Genomic DNA, 17,779 nt, shown 5'->3' with positions numbered 1-17,779 from the left:
GGTCTCCGGTTGATACCGGTTCCGTTTACGGCAGAACCAAAGTGTTTGGAAACTCTGAAAACAGTGATGTGTCACATAACAGTTTTTGATGAGTTGTCCGACCGCATCAAGGCTTTAAAACGGAAATGCGAGGCTCTGCCTCGCGCTCCGGGATATTTTTAGCCAGATGAAGAGAGAATCCCCTGCTCCATCTGGCTCTAAATATCCCGATGGGGGCACCCGAAACGGGTAGCGGGGGCAGAGCCCTCTACCCTCTGATTTAGACCTTAACCCGTTCTGATTTTGGATCATACATCGGCTTCAGCGACGCTTCGGCTTTGACCTTCACGCCACAAACGTCGATCTCGTAGCTCGAAGCCAGGACTTCCGCGGCTTTCTCTCCTTCGCAGGGCACATAGCCTAAACCAATAGCACCACCGAGAGTGTGGCCATAGTTGCCGGAACTTAGATAGCCGACATACTCACCGTCGCGGACAATCGGTTCATTGTGGAACAACAGCGGTTCGGATTCCGTCAGGCGGAACTGCACCAGACGATTTTTGGGGCCGCTCTCTTTCCGTGCGATCACGGCCTCGCGCCCAATGAAATCGCTGCCTTTGTCCACTTTGACAGCAAAGCCCAGGCCAGCGTCGACAACGTGATCTTCGCAGGTAATATCGTGACCAAAATGGCGAAAGCCCTTTTCGATCCGACAGCTGTCCATCATGTGCATACCACAGAGCTTCAGACCCATGTCCTGCCCGGCGTCATGCAGGGTTTCGAAGACGTGGCCCGCCATATCCGAAGAGACATAGATCTCCCATCCAAGCTCGCCTACATAGGTGACACGGTGAGCGCGGGCGAGGCCCATGCCAATCTCGATCTCCTGTGCTGTGCCGAACGGATTGGTCGCGTTCGTGAAATCGTTGGGTGAGACTTTTTCCAGCAGCGCGCGCGCATTCGGACCCATGATGGCCAGGACGCCTTCGCCGGCGGTCACGTCGGTGATGACCACGTTGAAATTACCTGCATGGCGCTGCATCCAGGTCTGATCCGCCAGACGGGTCGCCGCCGGGGTTACCACCAGATAAGAGGTTTGGGTCAGTCGGGTCACGGTGACGTCCGCCTCAATCCCACCTGTGCGGTTTAGAAACTGCGTATAGACGATCTTGCCATTTGGCACCGAGTAGTCGCCGCCACCAATGTAGTTCATGAATCTCTCGGCATCCGGGCCTTCGACACGGATTTTGCCAAAGGAAGACATGTCATACATGCCCACATTTTCGCGTACCGCCATGTGTTCGGCCGCCGAATTCTCAAACCAGTTCTGGCGTTTCCAGCTGTACTGGTATTCGCGCTCCTGACCGTCATTCGCAAACCAGTTGGCGCGTTCCCAACCGGCCAGTTCGCCCATAACGGCGCTCTGTTCCAGCAGGTGATGATGGAACGGCGTCCGGCGCACGCCGCGGGCGGTGGCTTTTTGGCGATAGGGGTAATGGTCGGCGTAAAGCAATCCCAGTGTCTCTTTGGAGCGCTCGAACAGGTACTTCTTGTTGCCCTGGAACGGTTGCATTCGGCTGACGTCCACGTCGCCAAGGTCAAAGGGCTTCTCGCCCGTGTCCATCCATTCGGCCAGCGCCATGCCCGCACCACCGGCGGATTGGATGCCAATCGAGTTGAACCCGGCGGCAATCCAGACATTGTCCATCTCGGGCGCCAGACCCAGATGGTACGCATCATCGGGCGTGAAGCTTTCAGGACCGTTGAAGAAGGTGTGGATACCCGCCTCGGCCAGCATTGGCATCCGTTCACAAGCGGCTTCAAGGATCGGCTCAAAATGGTCGAAATCTTCGGGCAGCTGATCGAACTCGAACGTGTCAGGGATACCGTTCGTTGCCCAGGGTTTCGCGTTAGGTTCGAACGCGCCCAGCAGGATTTTACCTGCATCTTCTTTATAGTAGGCGCATTCGTCAGGCACACGCAGCACTGGCAGCTGGGTCAGACCGCCAATGTTCTCGGTCACGATATAGAAGTGTTCACACGCATGAAGCGGTACATTCACACCGGCCATCCGGCCAACTTCGTGCCCCCACATACCCGCGCAGTTCACCACCATGTCGCATTCGATGTGGCCCGAGGCGCTGCCATCATCGGCGACCCAGTCCACACCAGTGACCGACCGGCCCTGTTTGACGATGTCGGTGACCTTCACCCGCTCTTTCACTACAGCGCCGCGCTGACGCGCGCCTTTGGCCAAGGCCAGTGCAATGTTGGCCGGATCACCTTGCCCGTCCAATGGTAGATAAACAGCCCCCTTGACGTCTTCGAGATTGATGTGTGGGTACAGTTCCTGCACGCGCTCATTCGAGATTTCTTCGACCTCGACACCAAAGGCCCGCGCCATCGCAGCCTGACGATAGATCTCTTCCTTGCGCTCTTCGGTCAGGGCCACGGTGATTGACCCGCAGCGCTTGAAGCCCGTGGCAACGCCGGTTTCTTCTTCCAGCGAGCCATAAAGTTCCTGGCTGTATTTCGCCAGCTTGGTCATGTTTGCGGTGGCACGCAGCTGCGCAATAAGCCCTGCCGCGTGCCAGGTGGTACCACTGGTCAGCTGTTTGCGTTCCAGCAGCACGACATCCTTCGAGCCCTTCTTGGTCAGGTGATAAGCGACCGAGCATCCGATGACGCCGCCTCCGATGATGACCACTCGGGCCTTGCTGGGAAGATCAACCATTGTGACGACTCCGCTAGTGTTTGATTCTGGCCAGAATGCCACGGGGGATCGACAACAAATGCACTAAAAGCGTCACGGTATCCGGGAAAATCATCTTTGTGCGACCTGGCGTTTTTCCCGCCTCATGACAAAGGGCGTGACACCGAAGAAGCTTTTGTAAACAGACGAAAATCCGTTGGGGAAACCGCAGGCCATACCGATCTCACGCACGCTCATCGTGGTGTTCATCAGAAGATTATTGGCCTTGGCCAGACGCATTTCGCGATAGAACCCGTTGGGTGTGGTGGCGAAAAAGGATTTGAACTTACGCTCCAGCGATCGATTCGACAGGCTCAGATCCTCGACAATCTGCCGAATAGGCAGGGGGTCTTCGATATTCTCTTGCATCAGCTTAATGCATTGATCCAGCTTGGCGTCGCCGGTGGCCGTGGTCTTTGCCCCTGAAAATGGCTGCATGGATGAGAAATCGCGAATCTGCTCATGCAGCATGATATCCGCGACCGTCATTTTCGTCGGCCCTGAAATATGCCGCCCGATGACGGCCAATGCGATGTCGGCTGTGGCCCCCATTCCGGCACATGTAACCACCGGCCCGTTTTCCGTGGCGATTGAGAGTTTAGCCTCGAACCGGGCACCTCGTTCGCGTAGGAAAGAGGCGTTTTCCCAATGGGTCGCCAGATGTTCGGTGCCGTTTTCGTCTATGTAACGACTGGCAGCTTCAGACAGAAGAAAGACCTGTGCACCGCGATACGTGTAATCCGAAACGATACGGCCAAGCGAAAGGTCAGGTTGATCCGGGTCGGAGTTGCCAATGACAAAGAGATAATCGGCCTTGGGTTGCGGTGGCAGTTTTGTTGTCGAAACTACGGCGTCACTGCTGCTGGCCACATCCCCACCGCGCAGTGACCGATACGTGTAGGTGAAAGGCGGTGAAGCACAGACGCGGTTAGCCACCCGCAGAACATCCACAAGCGAGGCGAGTTCCAACAACACAAAACCCGGCGCGACGATAATGTCGAACTGCCAGAGGGTCTGTTGTGAATCGCTCTGTTTCGACTCTGCTGCCATCAGCGTTCTCAGACGATACTGTGTCCGGCCGTCCGCAATCGGTTGGCCAGCGTTTCGATGTGATCTGGGCCTATTTCGCAGCATCCGCCGACGATCGTGGCCCCCTGATCGACCCATCGCATGACATGATCCGCATAGGCATCCGGACCAAGGTCATGTCGTTGTTCCAAAGTGTCCACCGTAGGCGCATCTTCGAGGAACCCGTCCGAGATATGTGTGAACCCATTGGCATAGGCCCCAAATGGCAAGGACATGCCCGACAGGATGTCCAATGCTGCCGGGATCGCCTCGGGGCGCGAACAATTGATCAGCACAGCATCCGGTGAATACTCTTCGACCAATGTAGCTATGTCCGCCAAGGGTTCACCGGACCTGAGAAAGCTTCCTTCATCGTCATTGACCGACAGGGCCAGCCACACCGGTTTTTCAGACCCGGTTGTGCCGCGTAGCGCACCTTCGGCTTCGAGCACGGAAGAAACCGTTTCAATCAGGAACAGATCTACCTTATCCGCCATCAAACTGACCAATTCACCAAATTTTTCGGCGGCTTCGCTCGGGTCTGGCTGTAGGTCAGGTCTGTATGAGGCCAGCAATGGCCCCAGTGATCCCGCAACACGATTCTTCGTCCCTTCACAAGCGGCCTGAGCCTGCGACAGCGCGATGTTAATAAGAGTTTCCAACTGATCTTCGATGTTTTCGAACCGCAGTCGGGACCGGTGAACTGCATAAGTGTTGGTCGTTGCAATCGTCGCCCCGCGCCGAAAGTACTCTGCATGCACTTCGCGCACCAATTCAGGGCGATCGATCATGACCCGGGTTGACCAAAGCGCCGTTGGCGTATCACCACTGCGCTTGACCAGTTCCTGCCCAATCGAGCCGTCCAAAAGGGTAATATCTGCCATGCCATCGCTCCTTAAGGCACAAGAACCAGTTTGCCCGGAAAGGTCTTGGATTGAAAATCAGCCTGCGCCAAGGCGATCTCACGCAGCGGATATGTTCGCGAGATCAGCGGTTTGATCCGTCCCACATTCATCAATTCTACAAGGCGGCCAAAGACTTCGGGGGTCTGATGCGTACACCCATGAATCGTGATGTCGCGCAAGTAGATGTCCCGCAGATCGGCCTGAACAATTGGGCCTGCGATTGCGCCTGACACGGCGTAATGCCCGCCGGGTTTCAAGGCCAGGATCAGCGATGCCCAAGCGAGACCGCCCACCACATCGATCACCGCGTCGAACATATCCTGCGGCGGCGATTCATCACGGTCAAAGGTAGCTTTTGCCCCTTGGGATTTGACTACCTCGGCTTTCGCGGCACCTGTTACGCCCCAAACCGTGGCCCCGCGCAGTGCTGCGAGTTGCACAGCGGCCAGACCAACACCACCTGACGCACCGGTGATCAAGACCTTTTGTCCTGCCGTCACACCTGCGCGGGTCAGCAGGTTCTCGGCGGTGCCAAAGGCGCAGGGAATGGCTGCAATTTCAACATCCGACAGAGGCGAGGTGCTGACGTCGTACAGATCATCCGCCTCAACCAGACAGTATTGCGCAAATGCGCCGTCGATCTCGGATCCAAGCGCGATGAACCCCTGAGGATTTCCCGGGCGCGGGCGCGGCAAGTTGATCGGGCAGGTCACGCGTTGGCCCAGGCTGAAATGAACCCCGTCGCCCACAGCCTCGACAATACCGCACAGATCCCCACCTTGAATGCGGGGGAAGTGCAAGGCACCGCCCCACCCACCGGATTCGACGTCCTGACGTACGGTGTCCGTGGCCCCCGTCACCTCGGACGCGTACCAACCAACTCGGGTGTTGATATCCGTGTTGTTCACACCCGCCGCGGCGACGCGAACAAGCACCTGGCCCAGACCGGGCTCGGGCACCGGAATATCTTCGCGCCACTCCAACGCTTCGGGTCCACCGTGACCAGTCAAGTAGACGCCAGACATGGATTTTGGAACGGCCATCTCAGACCTCATCATCCGGATGCAGTGGGACAGGGCCCATGGGAACGATGTCATACCGCGCGTTGAGATCGGCCATCTTGGCCTCATCGGCAAAGTCGGTTTCGCTCATCTTTGCAAGTTCGGCAAGGAACCCATCAAACCCCGAAGGCTGAAAGATCATGAGCATTTTGGCTGGCGCATCACCCGCCACACGACAGGCATGCGGCACCCCGGGCGGCACGTGCATTGTGGTGCCCTGTCCACATCGATGCCAATCACCATCGACATAGAAATCAACCTGACCTTCCAGAAAATAGAAAGTTTCGGCGTGGGTGTCGTGACAATGAAGGCCAAGCGCAAAACTGGCCTTCAGATTGTCTTCCATAAGCGTGTATGCGCCATCTGTGTCCTGACCTGACACCTTCACGTAGGTATGGTCATTTTCCCAGTCATAGCTGGGGCCCTCACCCGGCCCCAGTTTAGCGTATCGTTTGCTCATGGCTGTCTCCGCAAGAGGTTAAGCGCGCAACCGCTCGTTCTCGGGATCCCAGAGCGGTTGATCCTGCTCTACCACAGCACGGAACTTTTGACCGTAGATTTCGACCTCAAGTTCAGTACCGGGGTTCGCAAGATCGGCCTTGATCATGCCCAGCGCGATGGATTTGCCAACACGGTATCCCCATGCGCCCGAAGTGGTCTCACCTACGATCTCATCCCCTTGCCAGATGCAGGACATATATGGCGCGTCGCAATCTCCCGCATCAACAGTCAGGGTGACGAATGATTTCTTCACGCCCTGCTGTTTTTCGTTCAGGATCGCCGCCTTTCCGGGGAAGTCCTGTGGTTTGTCCAGCTTCACAAACCGCTCCAACCCGCCTTCGAGCAGCGAGTAGTCGGTCGACAGATCGCCTTTCCAAGCGCGATACCCTTTTTCGATCCGCAGCGAGTTCAGCGCATACATCCCAAACGGCTTGGCACCCGCCTCGATGATCGCGTCATAGATCGCAGGCATATGCTCGTTCAGCGCATGCACTTCCCAGCCCAGCTCACCGGCGAAGGAAACGCGGATCAGGTAGGCAGGCTGACCCGCGACGGTGGCGGACTGGTGGGTCAGCCATCCGGAGGTCAGATCAGCATCGCTCATACTCGACAGGATCTCACGCGATTTCGGACCAGTGACGATCAGCGTGTCGCGCGTGGTTGTGACATCCGTAATCGACACAGTGGCAGGCAACGCGTTCATCAGAATATCGCGGTCGTGCCATTGCGCAGTCGCCGCGGTGATCATCACGAACTCGTCCTCACCCAGCCGGATGCAGGACATCTCGGTCAGAATGCGACCACGGTCGTCGGAGACGTAGATGAGGTTCATCCGGCCGACCTTGGGCAATCCACCGGTTGCGAGGCCGCGCAACGCCTCGGCGGCACCTTCTCCCTTGACCATGAAGCGCGAGAAACCTGGCAAATCCAGTACGCCACAATGGTCTCGCACGGCCTCGCATTCTTCTTTGATCCGCTGCTCCCACGGGCCGGAACGGCCCCAGGTATGGGTCGCCTCAAGCGAGGTGTCATCGCCCGGCTTCGCGAACCAGTTGGCCCGCTCCCATCCGTTGTAGGCACCCATCACACCGCCCAGCGCTTTGACCTTGTCATGTACCGGCGACAGCTTCTTGTCACGCGCAGCAGGCCATTCGTGGTGGGGGAAATGCATGGCGTATTCGTTGCCGTAAACCTCCAGACCCTTCTGATTGCAGTAGTCCTGATCAGTGTAATCGGTGTAGCGGCGCGGATCGACGGCCCACATATCCCATTCGGTTGCGCCTTCGACAATCCACTCTGCCAGCACCTTGCCTGCACCACCGCCCTGCGCGATGCCGAATGTAAATGTGTGCGCCTCAAACGCGTTTTTCACACCGGGCATCGGGCCAATCAGCGGCAACCCATCCGGTGCATAGGGGATCGGCCCGTTAATGACACGACCAACACCCGAGGTCGCCATCAGCGGAACCCGCTCCATCGCGTCGGTCATGATGTCTTCGATCCGATCCAGGTCATCATTCCACAGCTGGAAGCTGAAATCCTCGGGCATGGGGTCGTCTTCCCTCATCCAGTGGCCCTTGCAGTTGGGCTCATAAGGACCAAGGTTGAAGCCATGCTTCTCCTGCCGCAGGTAATAGGATACGTCCACATCTCGCAGCAGAGGCAGCTTGGCACCGCTTTCCTTGGTCCATGCTTCGATCTCGGGGATCTCGTCCGTCAACAGGTACTGGTGGCTCATGATCATCGCAGGAACCGTACGACCTCCGAAGGGTTTGAACCACTCGCCCACGCGCTGGGCATAATACCCGGCTGCGTTCACAACATAGTCACAGGCAATATCGCCTTTTTCGGTCTGTACGGTCCATGTACCGTCATCATGCTGCGTCACGCCCGTTGCCGGGGTGAAGCGCAGGATTTTCTGCCCCATGTCCCGAGCGCCTTTCGCAAGCGCCTGAGTCAACTGAGCCGGATCGATATCACCATCCGACGGATCAAAAAGAACGCCCTCGAGATCATGGGTTTCCAGGAAGGGATAACGCTCTTTAGCTTCTTCCGGGGTCCACATTTCCATCGGGATGCCTTGATAGCGTCCCATCGCCATTGCGCGTTCGAATTCCTGAACCCGCTCTTTCGAATGCGCCAGACGGATTGACCCGGTCTGGTGGTAGTTCATCGGATAATCGACCTCGTCGCCCAGCCGCGAATACAGCTCGGTCGAGTACCGCTGCATGTTCATGATCGCCCAAGAGGTCGAGAAGGTCGGAACGTTACCCGCCGCGTGCCAGGTCGAGCCTGCAGTCAGTTCGTTCTTCTCCAGCAGGACACAATCGGTCCAGCCTTTCTTGGCCAGGTGATAAAGGGACGAGGCCCCTACCACACCGCCACCGATAATGACCACGCGGGCTTTTGTCGGAAAATCACTCATGTGTTTTGTTCCCTGTTACTGTGCCTCTTGAGGCAGATCGTCCGTGATGTCGTAGTAATCGCCCTTGTCGGCGACAAAGATGTGCTTCGAGAGCATCAAACCCGTGGGTTCGCGGAGCGCACCCATGGAAATTGAAATCGTGTCCTCGTCATTGTGCTGCCAGAAGAGGAAGGAACCACACGCACTGCAAAACCCACGCCGGGCGATGTCAGAGGCGCGAAACCAGCTGAGTGTATCGCTTGCAGTGAAGCTAAGGTTGTCCTGATGGGTCGAAGTCGACGCCCAGACATGGCCCGATTGCGTTCGGCACTGGCTGCAATGGCAGACCGAGGGCGGCGACAGATCTCCGTCGACTGTAAATGCGACTGCGCCGCACAGGCAGGATCCGGTATGCATGTGTTTATCCCCTTGCTGCGGGCGAGCTGCTGGCCCCTAACAACACGCCATAGATGACAAAACAGGTCGCCATTACGCGACGGACCCAAATGTTGAACACGGCCCCCAGCGCCGCTTTGCCCATCAGCGCACCCAACAGGGTGAAGCCGGTGTAGCTGAGCGTTGTGATGATCAGCGCCGTGGGCATGATTACTCCCATCTGCTGCCAGATTGGCACGTCGGGCTGAACGAATTGCGAGAAGGCGGCGAGGTATCCGGCCACGCTTTTGGGATTGATCGCCGCAACAGCCAGCGCATGAAAATAGACGTGCCGAGCCGGCCGTTCAGAGGCCGGTGCAGGTTTTGCAGCATTCATCCATCCACGTATTCCAACCCAGATCAGAAACCCTGCACCTATTAGCTTGACGATAAAGAACCCGGTCGGAGAGGCGGCAATCAAAGCAGTAACGCCCAGCGCAGACAGGATCAGAAAGGCGCTTGCCTGCGTGAGGATTGCCAGAACACCCAACATCGCCTTGGGGAACGGCAAACTCATCCCGTTCGAGATGCAATTGACTGCGTTCGGGCCCGGGGTGGTCACGAATACCACCCAGAACAGCGCGAATATGGTCCAGGCTTCAAAGCTCATCAATACACCGGTGGAGCGATGACCCAGATGGCCACCGCGGGCTCATCATAGGGGTTAGACCATTGATAAGGTTCGTGTTTGATCCGAAAACTGTCACCTGGCCCGACGGAAAATGCGCGTGACCCGATGTTCAGGTCCAATCGGCCCGAGATCATGTAGCCCACTTCTTGCGTCGGGCGATTGGCGGGCGTCTGCATCTTCGAATTGGGCTCGAACGTGGAATGCACCATTTCGAAATCATCGGTCAGATCCGGCGAGAGCAGCTCTTCGATCAGCCCTTCTGCGCCCGACCCCATGGGACGACGTGACCCCGCGCGCACAACATACCCTTGCTCGTCTGCAGGTGCAGCTGAATGCGCAAACAACATCGACATGGGGACGCCAAGGCACTCGGCAATCTGGCGCAGGTCCGAGATCGAGGGGGCGGACATGTCGCGTTCAACCTGACTCAACCATCCCACCGACCGATCCAGCCGCGTTGCAATCTCGGTCAAGGTCAATCCTCGGGCCTTGCGCAAGGCCCTTAGGTCGGCTCCGAGTGTCGCGCTTTGGGGGGCATGGCTGTTCACTGGCCACTCCGAATCTTGTGAAATTTTGCTTCCTATTTTCACGATGAAGCAAGTTTGTGAAATTTCCAAGCATTTTTTCACGCTTGGTTTTCGATAGGATATTGAGTTGTGCAGACCCCCAACCGCCGCGTTAGCGACCGCAGGCAAACTTGGCCCTTAAGAACCGGCAGGTGAAAGGGTATCGAAAATATGAAACTAACAAGTTTTGCGAAGTGGCTTCAGAATTGAAGACCCGCAAAAACCTTCACTTCATCCAGCACATGTTGCGGCCAACGACGGCTGAAACTATCGGCAATCGTTTCGCGTTTCTCCGGATCAAGCCCAGCGAGCAAACTGGGAAAGCGGCGCCGGTTTCTGGGTAAAGTCCACATTTCGATATCATTTTCGAAACAGTAGCGGGCAAAACGTACATCAACGAACTTCTCACTGCCCTCCATGTAATCCAGAGGTGGAAACAGTGATCCGGACAGCATGACGGTTCCGGTTCCCAACTGATGGACTCTGGTAGAGTATGTGAGTTTTTGATTCATCCGCAATAACGTGCGTTGCCGTATCGACCTTGGCGTCGGGTTTGAGAACGTCGTCGCGTGATAACCGAAGACGCGCTTATCCATTCCAACGCCCCGTGCTCGGCGCAGGGTCTGACGGGCATAGTTGTCGGCATAATCGATATCGTCATCGACAAGAAAAACGGTGTCTTCAGGATCAGGCTGGAAAATAAACTTGCCGACATCCTTATAGTCCCGCTCGGGGATCACAGCAGTGACGTTGTCGAACTCGTTCAGAAAGCCAGGTACATCGTGATACTCATTCAGGCAGAGGAACACCTTGTCGACCTGCGACGCAATGCTTGCCACCGAATGAGGTAAAACGCCGGCACGATCCGGGAAGGTTGCCATATGCGCGCGTTTGATCCCTTTTTTGGGCGTCCCGCCTGTGACCCTTGGATTGATTTCAGTTTCTTGCATCCCTGAGAAACACCCAAAAAAGAACCTTCGCTATGGATTTTGATATGAGATCATTTCGAAGCCCGCAAGGCGAACTCGATTTAGCCGTGCAATCACTCGGAAATCCTTGATTTTGATGCAAGCCAGCAACGACTGCGACAGCTAGGATCCTGCAAAAACAGCCGTCAGAATATCTTGGAGTTTTTGCGCATCCAACGATGAGAAAGCAGCTGGCTGATCGCTATCAATGTCAAAAACAGCAATGATATCACCTGACGGGTCCCGCACCGGAAGGACAAGTTCAGACCGGGTTGAAGACGCGCACGCAATATGACCCGGGAAAGCGTCAACATCCGACACAAGCTGCACCTTGCCCGTCTTCGCTGCGGCACCGCAAACGCCGCGTTCGAACGGGATGACAAGGCACCCATGCCCACCTTGATAAGGGCCGATTTTTAGCAAACCAGGTTCCACCACACGATAAAATCCGGTCCAGTCAAAGCGGTCGTCTGAATGATGCACCTCGCACGCGACCGTGGCCATCAAAGCGACTTGATCCGTTTCGCCTTCGGTCAATGCTGCGATTGTGTTGGTCAGGCTGTCGTAATCGACTGTCATTGATTCTTATCCATTGGGACTGCGCGGGGGCGCTGCCCCCGCACCTCCGAAGTATTTGGAAAAAGATGAAGGGTCAAACGCGTTCGATTGCAATCGCGGTGCCTTCGCCGCCGCCGATGCAGATGGCCGCAACTCCTCGTTTGAGGTCTCGCTTCTCCAATGCGTTCAGCAATGTAACCATGATGCGCGCGCCCGAGGCACCGATAGGATGACCCAGCGCACAGGCGCCGCCATTCACGTTCACTTTGTCGCGCGGCAATCCCATCTCATGCATGAACGCCATCGGCACAACCGCGAAGGCTTCGTTGACTTCCCACAGGTCAACATCCTCCTTGCTCCAGCCGATGCGGGACAAGAGTTTCTGTGCGGCCGGAACCGGCGCAGTGGTAAACAGCTCGGGTGCCTGGGCGTGACTGGCGTGACCCAAAACACGGGCACGCACCGCCAGCCCTTGCGCTTCGGCCGCCTCGACCGAAGCCAGAACAAGCGCCGCGGCCCCGTCCGAAATCGAAGAGGAGTTGGCGGCCGTCACTGTACCGTCCTTGCGAAATGCGGGTTTCAGCGTAGGAATTTTATCAGGGCGGGCAGATTTTGGTTGCTCATCGGTGTCGTGCACAACCTCGCCCTTTCGAGTACGAACTGTGACCGGAGCAATTTCCCGATCAAATGCACCGTTTTCCTGTGCGGTCAGGGCGTTCGACAGAGACTGCAGCGCATACTCATCCTGCGCTTCGCGGGTGAACTGATAGGCTTCGGCACAATCTTCGGCAAAAGTGCCCATCAGACGGCCTTTGTCATAGGCGTCTTCGAGCCCGTCCAGGAACATATGATCGACCACCTGACCGTGGCCAATGCGGGCACCACCGCGCATCTTGGGCAGCAGGTAGGGGGCATTCGTCATACTCTCCATTCCGCCTGCAACCATTGAATCCGCATGGCCCAAGGCAATCTGGTCAAAGGCAACCATTGCTGCTTTCATACCCGAGCCGCACATCTTGTTCAGCGTTGTTGCCGGGACCTCTTCGCCCAAACCAGCGGCAAAACCTGCCTGCCGCGCGGGGGCCTGGCCCTGCCCCGCTGGCAAGACACATCCCATCAGCACTTCATCAACTGATTGCGCCCCGGCCTGGCTTAACGCAGCCCGGATCGCGTCCCCCCCAAGGTCGGCTGCCGCAACCCCATCGAACATGCCTTGAAAACCACCCATTGGCGTTCTGGCGGCCCCTGCAATCACAACATCTTTCATCCGGGTTTTCCTCCTGCTTTCCGGTTCTTGAATACCGAATGGTAAGAATTGGCGTCTAGCGTATTTCTACGACTCATTTTTCAGCTTGGAGGGTGCCCAAACCATGGGGCTGACCAGCGCGTCGAACGGCGCAACACAGATAATCACCGTTCATTCCGACCGGATCGATGCCGCAATGGCCATTCAGTTCAAGGAAGACATGCGCTCGGAAACCGAGACCGGCGCAGATCGGGTTGTGCTGGATCTGTCCGGCGTTCAGTTCATCGATTCCAGCGGTCTGGGTGCAATTGTGGCGTCGATGAAGCAGCTGGGCAAAGACCGGCAACTGGATCTGGCCGGGCCGCAGCCAGTGGTCGAGAAAGTTTTTCGCCTGACGCGCATGGATACTGTTTTCCGGTTGTTTTCAACACTGGACGACGCACTGTCCGCGCCAGATGCGTAACCAAGGCAGGAGTGAATGGGCGTGGAGCCAATTTGTAACAAGACCTGCCTGGAGCTAAGCTTCCCCGCGACGGACACAGAAGCCAGCGCAGGTATCGCGCGGCTTAGCAGTGGTCTGGCAAATCATGGCTTGCCGCCTCATAAATCGGACGATGTGAAGATTGCATTGGCCGAAGCAATCAACAACGTGGTGGAACACGCATACAATGGCATTGCACCGGCCAATGTTCAGGTCACTTGCCGACTGGACCGAGATAGGCTGGACATCCTGATCTCGGATACCGGCCATCCGCTGCCCGGTTTTCGGATGCCGGACGGAACGCCTGCACCGCTGGGGGAAACCACGCAAGACCTACCGGAAGGAGGGTTTGGCTGGTTCCTGATTCATCAGCTCACCAGTGACATCCGGTATGAGCGCCGGGATGGGTGCAATCGGCTTTCCCTGCGGTTTAACTTCGGCAATGCGCCTAATCGGGCATAATTGGTCACAATAACGCCATTTTCGAAACATTGTCGCGCCGCAAACAACCGCCATACAGTGACTCGTAGCTCAGATAGCTTCCCTCGGCGCCATTTATCACAGCCCCCACCCAGTGAAAGGCGCCGAGGAACTTCTCTCCTGAAATCTCTGGACAATCCTGGATCAGTGAATAGCTTTCCCTTGTTTCAGGGAGAAAGAGCACACCATGCGGGATCTGCATAAACCAGGCCGGTCAGAAGTTTTTGCGACACACGGCATGTGTGCAACATCTCACCCGCTTGCAGCTAAAGTAGCGATCGACACTCTGGAACAGGGCGGCAACGCAATGGATGCCGCTATTGCCGGAGCGGTCCTGCTGGGAATTTGCGAGCCGCAGATGACCGGGCTGGGCGGCGATTGCTTTGTTCTGTTCAACCGGGCTGGGGAAAGCCGAATCCGAGCCTTGAACGGTTCAGGCCGATCGCCAGCTGCAGCTCAGGCACAGCTTTTGCGCGATCAGGGCCTTTCATCTGTGCCCTTGAACGGGCCGGATGCCGTGACAATTCCCGGTGCTGTGGACGCGTTCTGCCATCTGGCAGAGACTGAAGGGCGTTTGGGGTTGGACGCGATCCTGACCCCTGCAATTCACTACGCGGAAGCGGGTGTTCCCGTTGCGCCCCGAGTTGCGTTTGACTGGAGAATTGGGGCGGAAACCCTGCAAGGTTCGGCACGCGACCACTATCTGATCGACGGGCAAGCCCCTTCAGTCGGACAGATCTTTCGCGCGCCAGGTCAAGCCGAAGTATTGCGTCGGATCGCAAGCGAAGGTCGCGGCGCGTTTTATTCGGGCGACATTGCCGAGGACATGATCGCAGCCTTGTCCGCGCGCGGCGGCGTCCACACCGCTGAGGACTTTCAAAACGCGGGATGTAGCGACGCTCAGCCCATGCGCGGAGAATACAAAGGCGTCGATCTGGTGGAACATCCGCCAAACGGCCAAGGCGCGACTGCAATTTTGCTGCTGAATATCCTGAAACACTTTGATCTGACCCGCATGGATCCATTCGGAGCAGACCGGATTCACATCGAGGCAGAGGCGACCAAACTGGCCTATGATGCACGCAACAGGTTCATCGCAGATCCAGACCATATGGCCAGAGCAGAGCGCTTTCTTGACCCTGAACTGGCCGCCAAGCTGGCCGCGCTCATTGATCCCAAACGTGCAATACCTGCGGCGGCACCTTTGACCGAAGCCATTCACAAGGACACTGTCTATATCACTGTCGTTGACCGCGATCGGATGGCCGTGTCGTTGATCTACTCGATCTTTCACAGCTTTGGATCGGGCATCGCATCAGAAAAATATGGCATCTTGCTACAGAACAGAGGCGCTGGATTCACGCTGGAGCCGAGCCACCCGAACGAGCTGGGCGGCTGCAAGCGTCCAATGCATACGATTATTCCGGGGATGCTGACCGAAAACGACCGCGTCATGATGCCCTTTGGCGTGATGGGTGGAGCGTATCAACCAACTGGCCACGCGCGATTTGTGTCCAATCTCAGAGATTTCAGCCTTGAACTGCAAGAGACCATCAATGCCCCCCGCGCATTCTTCGACGGATCTGTTCTGAAGCTGGAACGTGGCTACCCAGAAGAGGTGCTGAAACAATTGACAGAAATTGGACACACTGTCGAAACACCCGAAACGCCGCTAGGGGGTGCACAAGCGATCCGAATCCGGGAAGACGGTATTTTGGAAGGTGCCAGCGACCCGCGTAAGGACGGCTGCGCCCTTGGATACTAACAGGCGCACAACCGCCACCGAGGTGGCAGGTAACTTTAGTTCAGGTGGAAATGCAGGGGGTATGCGCCGTCTTCGAACGGACCAAACATATTGGGGATATCCGGGTGCTCGACCGGCTCTCCGGAATAGTCGGCAACCAGATTTTGTTCTGAAACATAAGCAACATAGAAGGATTGGTCGTTCTCAGCCAGCAGGTGATAGAATGGCTGCTCTTTCCGTGGACGGCTGTCTTCAGGGATGGCCTGATACCATTCCTCGGTATTTGAAAATTCCGGATCCACGTCAAAGATTACCCCTCGGAAAGGGTGTTTTTTGTGACGAACCACCTGGCCTAAGCCGTATTTTGCACGTGTCTTTAGCATTGTTTCAGCCCCCAGAGCATTTACTACCCGTTTCTGGCCCGAAAAGCCAATCATTGATGTGAAACTCAGGGAAACAGTCTGTGAACCTAATACTGACAGTGTTCGAAATCGTAGCGCCGGTCTTTTTGTTGGCGGGGATTGGTTTTGCCTGGGTCAAACTGGGGTTCGAGTATCGCCTGCAGTTCGTCACCCGCTTTGCGACAACCCTGGCAATGCCCAGCCTGATCTTTGTTGCCCTCATGCAAACCGAAATCCCGGGCGGAGATCTTTCGCGCTTCACAATGGCGACCTTGCTTGCAAATCTTTTGCTGGCGTTGGTGTTCTGGCTGATCGTTCGCGGCTTGAAACTGGATCAGAGAACTTACCTGTCACCTTTGATTTTCGGTAATACCGGCAACCTCGGCCTGCCGTTGTGCATTTTTGCCTTTGGTCAGATCGGCTTGGGCTATGCAGTCATCTTTCTGTCTGTAACTGCACTGTTTTCCTTCACCTATGGGATTTATCTGGTCGCAGGAAAAGGTGCATGGGGCCAGGTTGTGCGCCAGCCGATGGCTTGGGCTACGATCCTTGGTGCAATTTTTCTTTGGCAAGGCTGGCAAACACCTAAATTCCTGACAAACACATTGGAGCTCTTGGGGCAAATGGCCGTCCCACTGATGCTGGTCACTGTCGGCGTGGCAATCGCCCGCCTGACGTCACGTAGCCTGGGGCAAGCGATCTGGCTGTCAGCGTTGAAGCTGACCGTATGTTTTGCTTTGGGATGGGGTATCGGGGTGCTGTTTGATCTGGACACCATCGCTTTTGGCGTTCTGATATTGCAGATCTGTACGCCGGTTGCGGTAACCTCTTACCTGTTGGCCGAACGGTTTGGGGCCGATTCCGATGCAGTCGCTGGCATGGTCATGGTATCCACCGTGCTTTCCGTCGCAGCGTTACCGGTTATTCTGGCTATCGTTTTATAACGATTGTGATTTCATAATTACTCAATCTGCGTTAGAATGCCCCAAAAAAGGCACGAGGCACATGAGCAGAATTCTTATCGTACTCTTCGGGGTGCTGCTTCTGGCATCCTGTGGGGGTGGCTCCAAACAGCCGCCCAGCAGATTGAACGACGCGTGCAGCATTGCGCGTGAAAAGCCTGACTACATCAAGGCCTTCAAAAACACCGAACGCAAATGGGGCGTTCCCGTTCACGTTCAGATGGCCACGATCTATCAGGAAAGCCGCTATCGCCATGATGCGCGCACCCCGCATAGATACGTTTTGGGCGTCATCCCGATGGGTCGTCAAAGCAGCGCTTACGGTTACGGTCAAGCGCTTGATGGTACGTGGGAGCAATACCAACGCGAAACCGGAAAACGCCGGGCCAAGCGGGATCGTATCCGCGACGCATCAGACTTCATCGGCTGGTACATGAATAAAAGCAACGAACGTAACGGCATCCACCCGGCAGATACGCGCAATCAATACCTAGCCTATCATGAAGGCCATACGGGATACGCGCGTGGCAGCTACAACAGCAAATCCTGGTTATTGAACGTAGCCAATGACGTGGACGCGCGCGCGCAGTTGTACCAAGCGCAGTTGGCGAACTGCCGATACTGACACATTCGGGCG

At 56.4% G+C, this 17,779-nt stretch carries 18 protein-coding genes; 5 read left to right on the top strand and 13 right to left on the bottom strand.

Translation table 11 applies throughout. The annotated features are described in order from the left end of the window. Window positions 1-259 precede the first annotated feature (259 nt). The 12 genes from AC2FJZ_RS14465 to AC2FJZ_RS14410 all read right to left on the bottom strand — a co-directional run bounded on the left by AC2FJZ_RS14465 (window position 260) and on the right by AC2FJZ_RS14410 (window position 13,095). Window positions 260-2,713 carry a GcvT family protein gene (locus AC2FJZ_RS14465; RefSeq protein WP_496778431.1) on the bottom strand — a complete coding sequence of 818 codons (2,454 nt, stop codon included), beginning with the start codon at window positions 2,711-2,713 and terminating at the stop codon, window positions 260-262. A 90-nt stretch (window positions 2,714-2,803) separates the two neighbouring features. Then, entirely contained in the window at window positions 2,804-3,781 is a 978-nt protein-coding gene (locus AC2FJZ_RS14460; protein WP_496778429.1) for a GlxA family transcriptional regulator, read from the bottom strand. A gap of 8 nt (window positions 3,782-3,789) precedes the next feature. Continuing rightward, on the bottom strand, window positions 3,790-4,683 hold the full coding sequence (locus tag AC2FJZ_RS14455; protein ID WP_496778427.1) for a homocysteine S-methyltransferase family protein: 894 nt from the start codon (window positions 4,681-4,683) through the stop codon (window positions 3,790-3,792). Between the two features lie 11 nt (window positions 4,684-4,694). Next, entirely contained in the window at window positions 4,695-5,747 is a 1,053-nt protein-coding gene (locus AC2FJZ_RS14450; protein WP_496778425.1) for an alcohol dehydrogenase family protein, read from the bottom strand. 1 nt (window position 5,748) lies between these two features. Then, window positions 5,749-6,225: a cupin domain-containing protein gene (locus AC2FJZ_RS14445; RefSeq protein ID WP_496778423.1), complete on the bottom strand. Its 477-nt coding sequence runs from the start codon at window positions 6,223-6,225 to the stop codon at window positions 5,749-5,751. Window positions 6,226-6,243: 18 nt separating this feature from the next. Further along, the gene (locus AC2FJZ_RS14440; RefSeq protein ID WP_496778421.1) at window positions 6,244-8,691 is read right to left on the bottom strand and encodes a GcvT family protein; all 2,448 of its coding nucleotides are present in this window, start codon (window positions 8,689-8,691) and stop codon (window positions 6,244-6,246) included. A 15-nt stretch (window positions 8,692-8,706) separates the two neighbouring features. After that, on the bottom strand, window positions 8,707-9,087 hold the full coding sequence (locus AC2FJZ_RS14435) for a GFA family protein (protein ID WP_496778419.1): 381 nt from the start codon (window positions 9,085-9,087) through the stop codon (window positions 8,707-8,709). A gap of 4 nt (window positions 9,088-9,091) precedes the next feature. Next, on the bottom strand, window positions 9,092-9,715 hold the full coding sequence (locus tag AC2FJZ_RS14430) for a LysE family translocator (protein ID WP_496778417.1): 624 nt from the start codon (window positions 9,713-9,715) through the stop codon (window positions 9,092-9,094). Then, window positions 9,715-10,284: a helix-turn-helix domain-containing protein gene (locus AC2FJZ_RS14425; RefSeq protein WP_496778415.1), complete on the bottom strand. Its 570-nt coding sequence runs from the start codon at window positions 10,282-10,284 to the stop codon at window positions 9,715-9,717. Before AC2FJZ_RS14425 ends, AC2FJZ_RS14430 begins: the two co-directional genes overlap by 1 nt. A gap of 218 nt (window positions 10,285-10,502) precedes the next feature. After that, entirely contained in the window at window positions 10,503-11,252 is a 750-nt protein-coding gene (locus tag AC2FJZ_RS14420) for a hypothetical protein (protein ID WP_496778413.1), read from the bottom strand. Between the two features lie 141 nt (window positions 11,253-11,393). Beyond that, window positions 11,394-11,849 carry a GAF domain-containing protein gene (locus tag AC2FJZ_RS14415; protein WP_050604948.1) on the bottom strand — a complete coding sequence of 152 codons (456 nt, stop codon included), beginning with the start codon at window positions 11,847-11,849 and terminating at the stop codon, window positions 11,394-11,396. Window positions 11,850-11,922: 73 nt separating this feature from the next. Then, window positions 11,923-13,095, bottom strand: a complete 1,173-nt coding sequence (locus AC2FJZ_RS14410; RefSeq protein ID WP_496778411.1) for a thiolase family protein — start codon at window positions 13,093-13,095, stop codon at window positions 11,923-11,925. A 103-nt stretch (window positions 13,096-13,198) separates the two neighbouring features. On the opposite strand from AC2FJZ_RS14410, the gene AC2FJZ_RS14405 reads away from it, so the two are divergent. The 3 genes from AC2FJZ_RS14405 (at window position 13,199) to AC2FJZ_RS14395 (ending at window position 15,800) form a co-directional block, all read left to right on the top strand. After that, the gene (locus tag AC2FJZ_RS14405; RefSeq protein ID WP_496670050.1) at window positions 13,199-13,537 is read left to right on the top strand and encodes an STAS domain-containing protein; all 339 of its coding nucleotides are present in this window, start codon (window positions 13,199-13,201) and stop codon (window positions 13,535-13,537) included. Window positions 13,538-13,552: 15 nt separating this feature from the next. Beyond that, window positions 13,553-14,017 (top strand): ATP-binding protein, encoded by a 465-nt coding sequence (locus AC2FJZ_RS14400; RefSeq protein WP_496778409.1) that lies wholly within the window; start codon window positions 13,553-13,555, stop codon window positions 14,015-14,017. Between the two features lie 205 nt (window positions 14,018-14,222). After that, complete coding sequence (locus tag AC2FJZ_RS14395; RefSeq protein ID WP_496778407.1) at window positions 14,223-15,800, top strand: gamma-glutamyltransferase family protein; 1,578 nt, start codon at window positions 14,223-14,225, stop codon at window positions 15,798-15,800. A gap of 35 nt (window positions 15,801-15,835) precedes the next feature. Here the strand turns inward: AC2FJZ_RS14395 and hspQ are convergent, their stop codons facing one another. After that, window positions 15,836-16,162: a heat shock protein HspQ gene (gene hspQ, locus AC2FJZ_RS14390; protein ID WP_050604943.1), complete on the bottom strand. Its 327-nt coding sequence runs from the start codon at window positions 16,160-16,162 to the stop codon at window positions 15,836-15,838. Between the two features lie 80 nt (window positions 16,163-16,242). On the opposite strand from hspQ, the gene AC2FJZ_RS14385 reads away from it, so the two are divergent. Together AC2FJZ_RS14385 and AC2FJZ_RS14380 are read left to right on the top strand one after the other, a co-directional pair. Then, window positions 16,243-17,124, top strand: a complete 882-nt coding sequence (locus AC2FJZ_RS14385; protein WP_496778405.1) for an AEC family transporter — start codon at window positions 16,243-16,245, stop codon at window positions 17,122-17,124. Window positions 17,125-17,185: 61 nt separating this feature from the next. Continuing rightward, a complete protein-coding gene (locus AC2FJZ_RS14380; protein WP_050604941.1) occupies window positions 17,186-17,767 on the top strand; it encodes a transglycosylase SLT domain-containing protein in 582 nt (193 codons plus the stop codon). The last annotated feature ends 12 nt before the right edge of the window (window positions 17,768-17,779 follow it).

Source organism: Ruegeria sp. CDSA079 (assembly GCF_059612245.1).
Note: the sequence above shows the minus strand (reverse complement) of the source record. Positions and strands in the feature narration are given on the sequence as shown.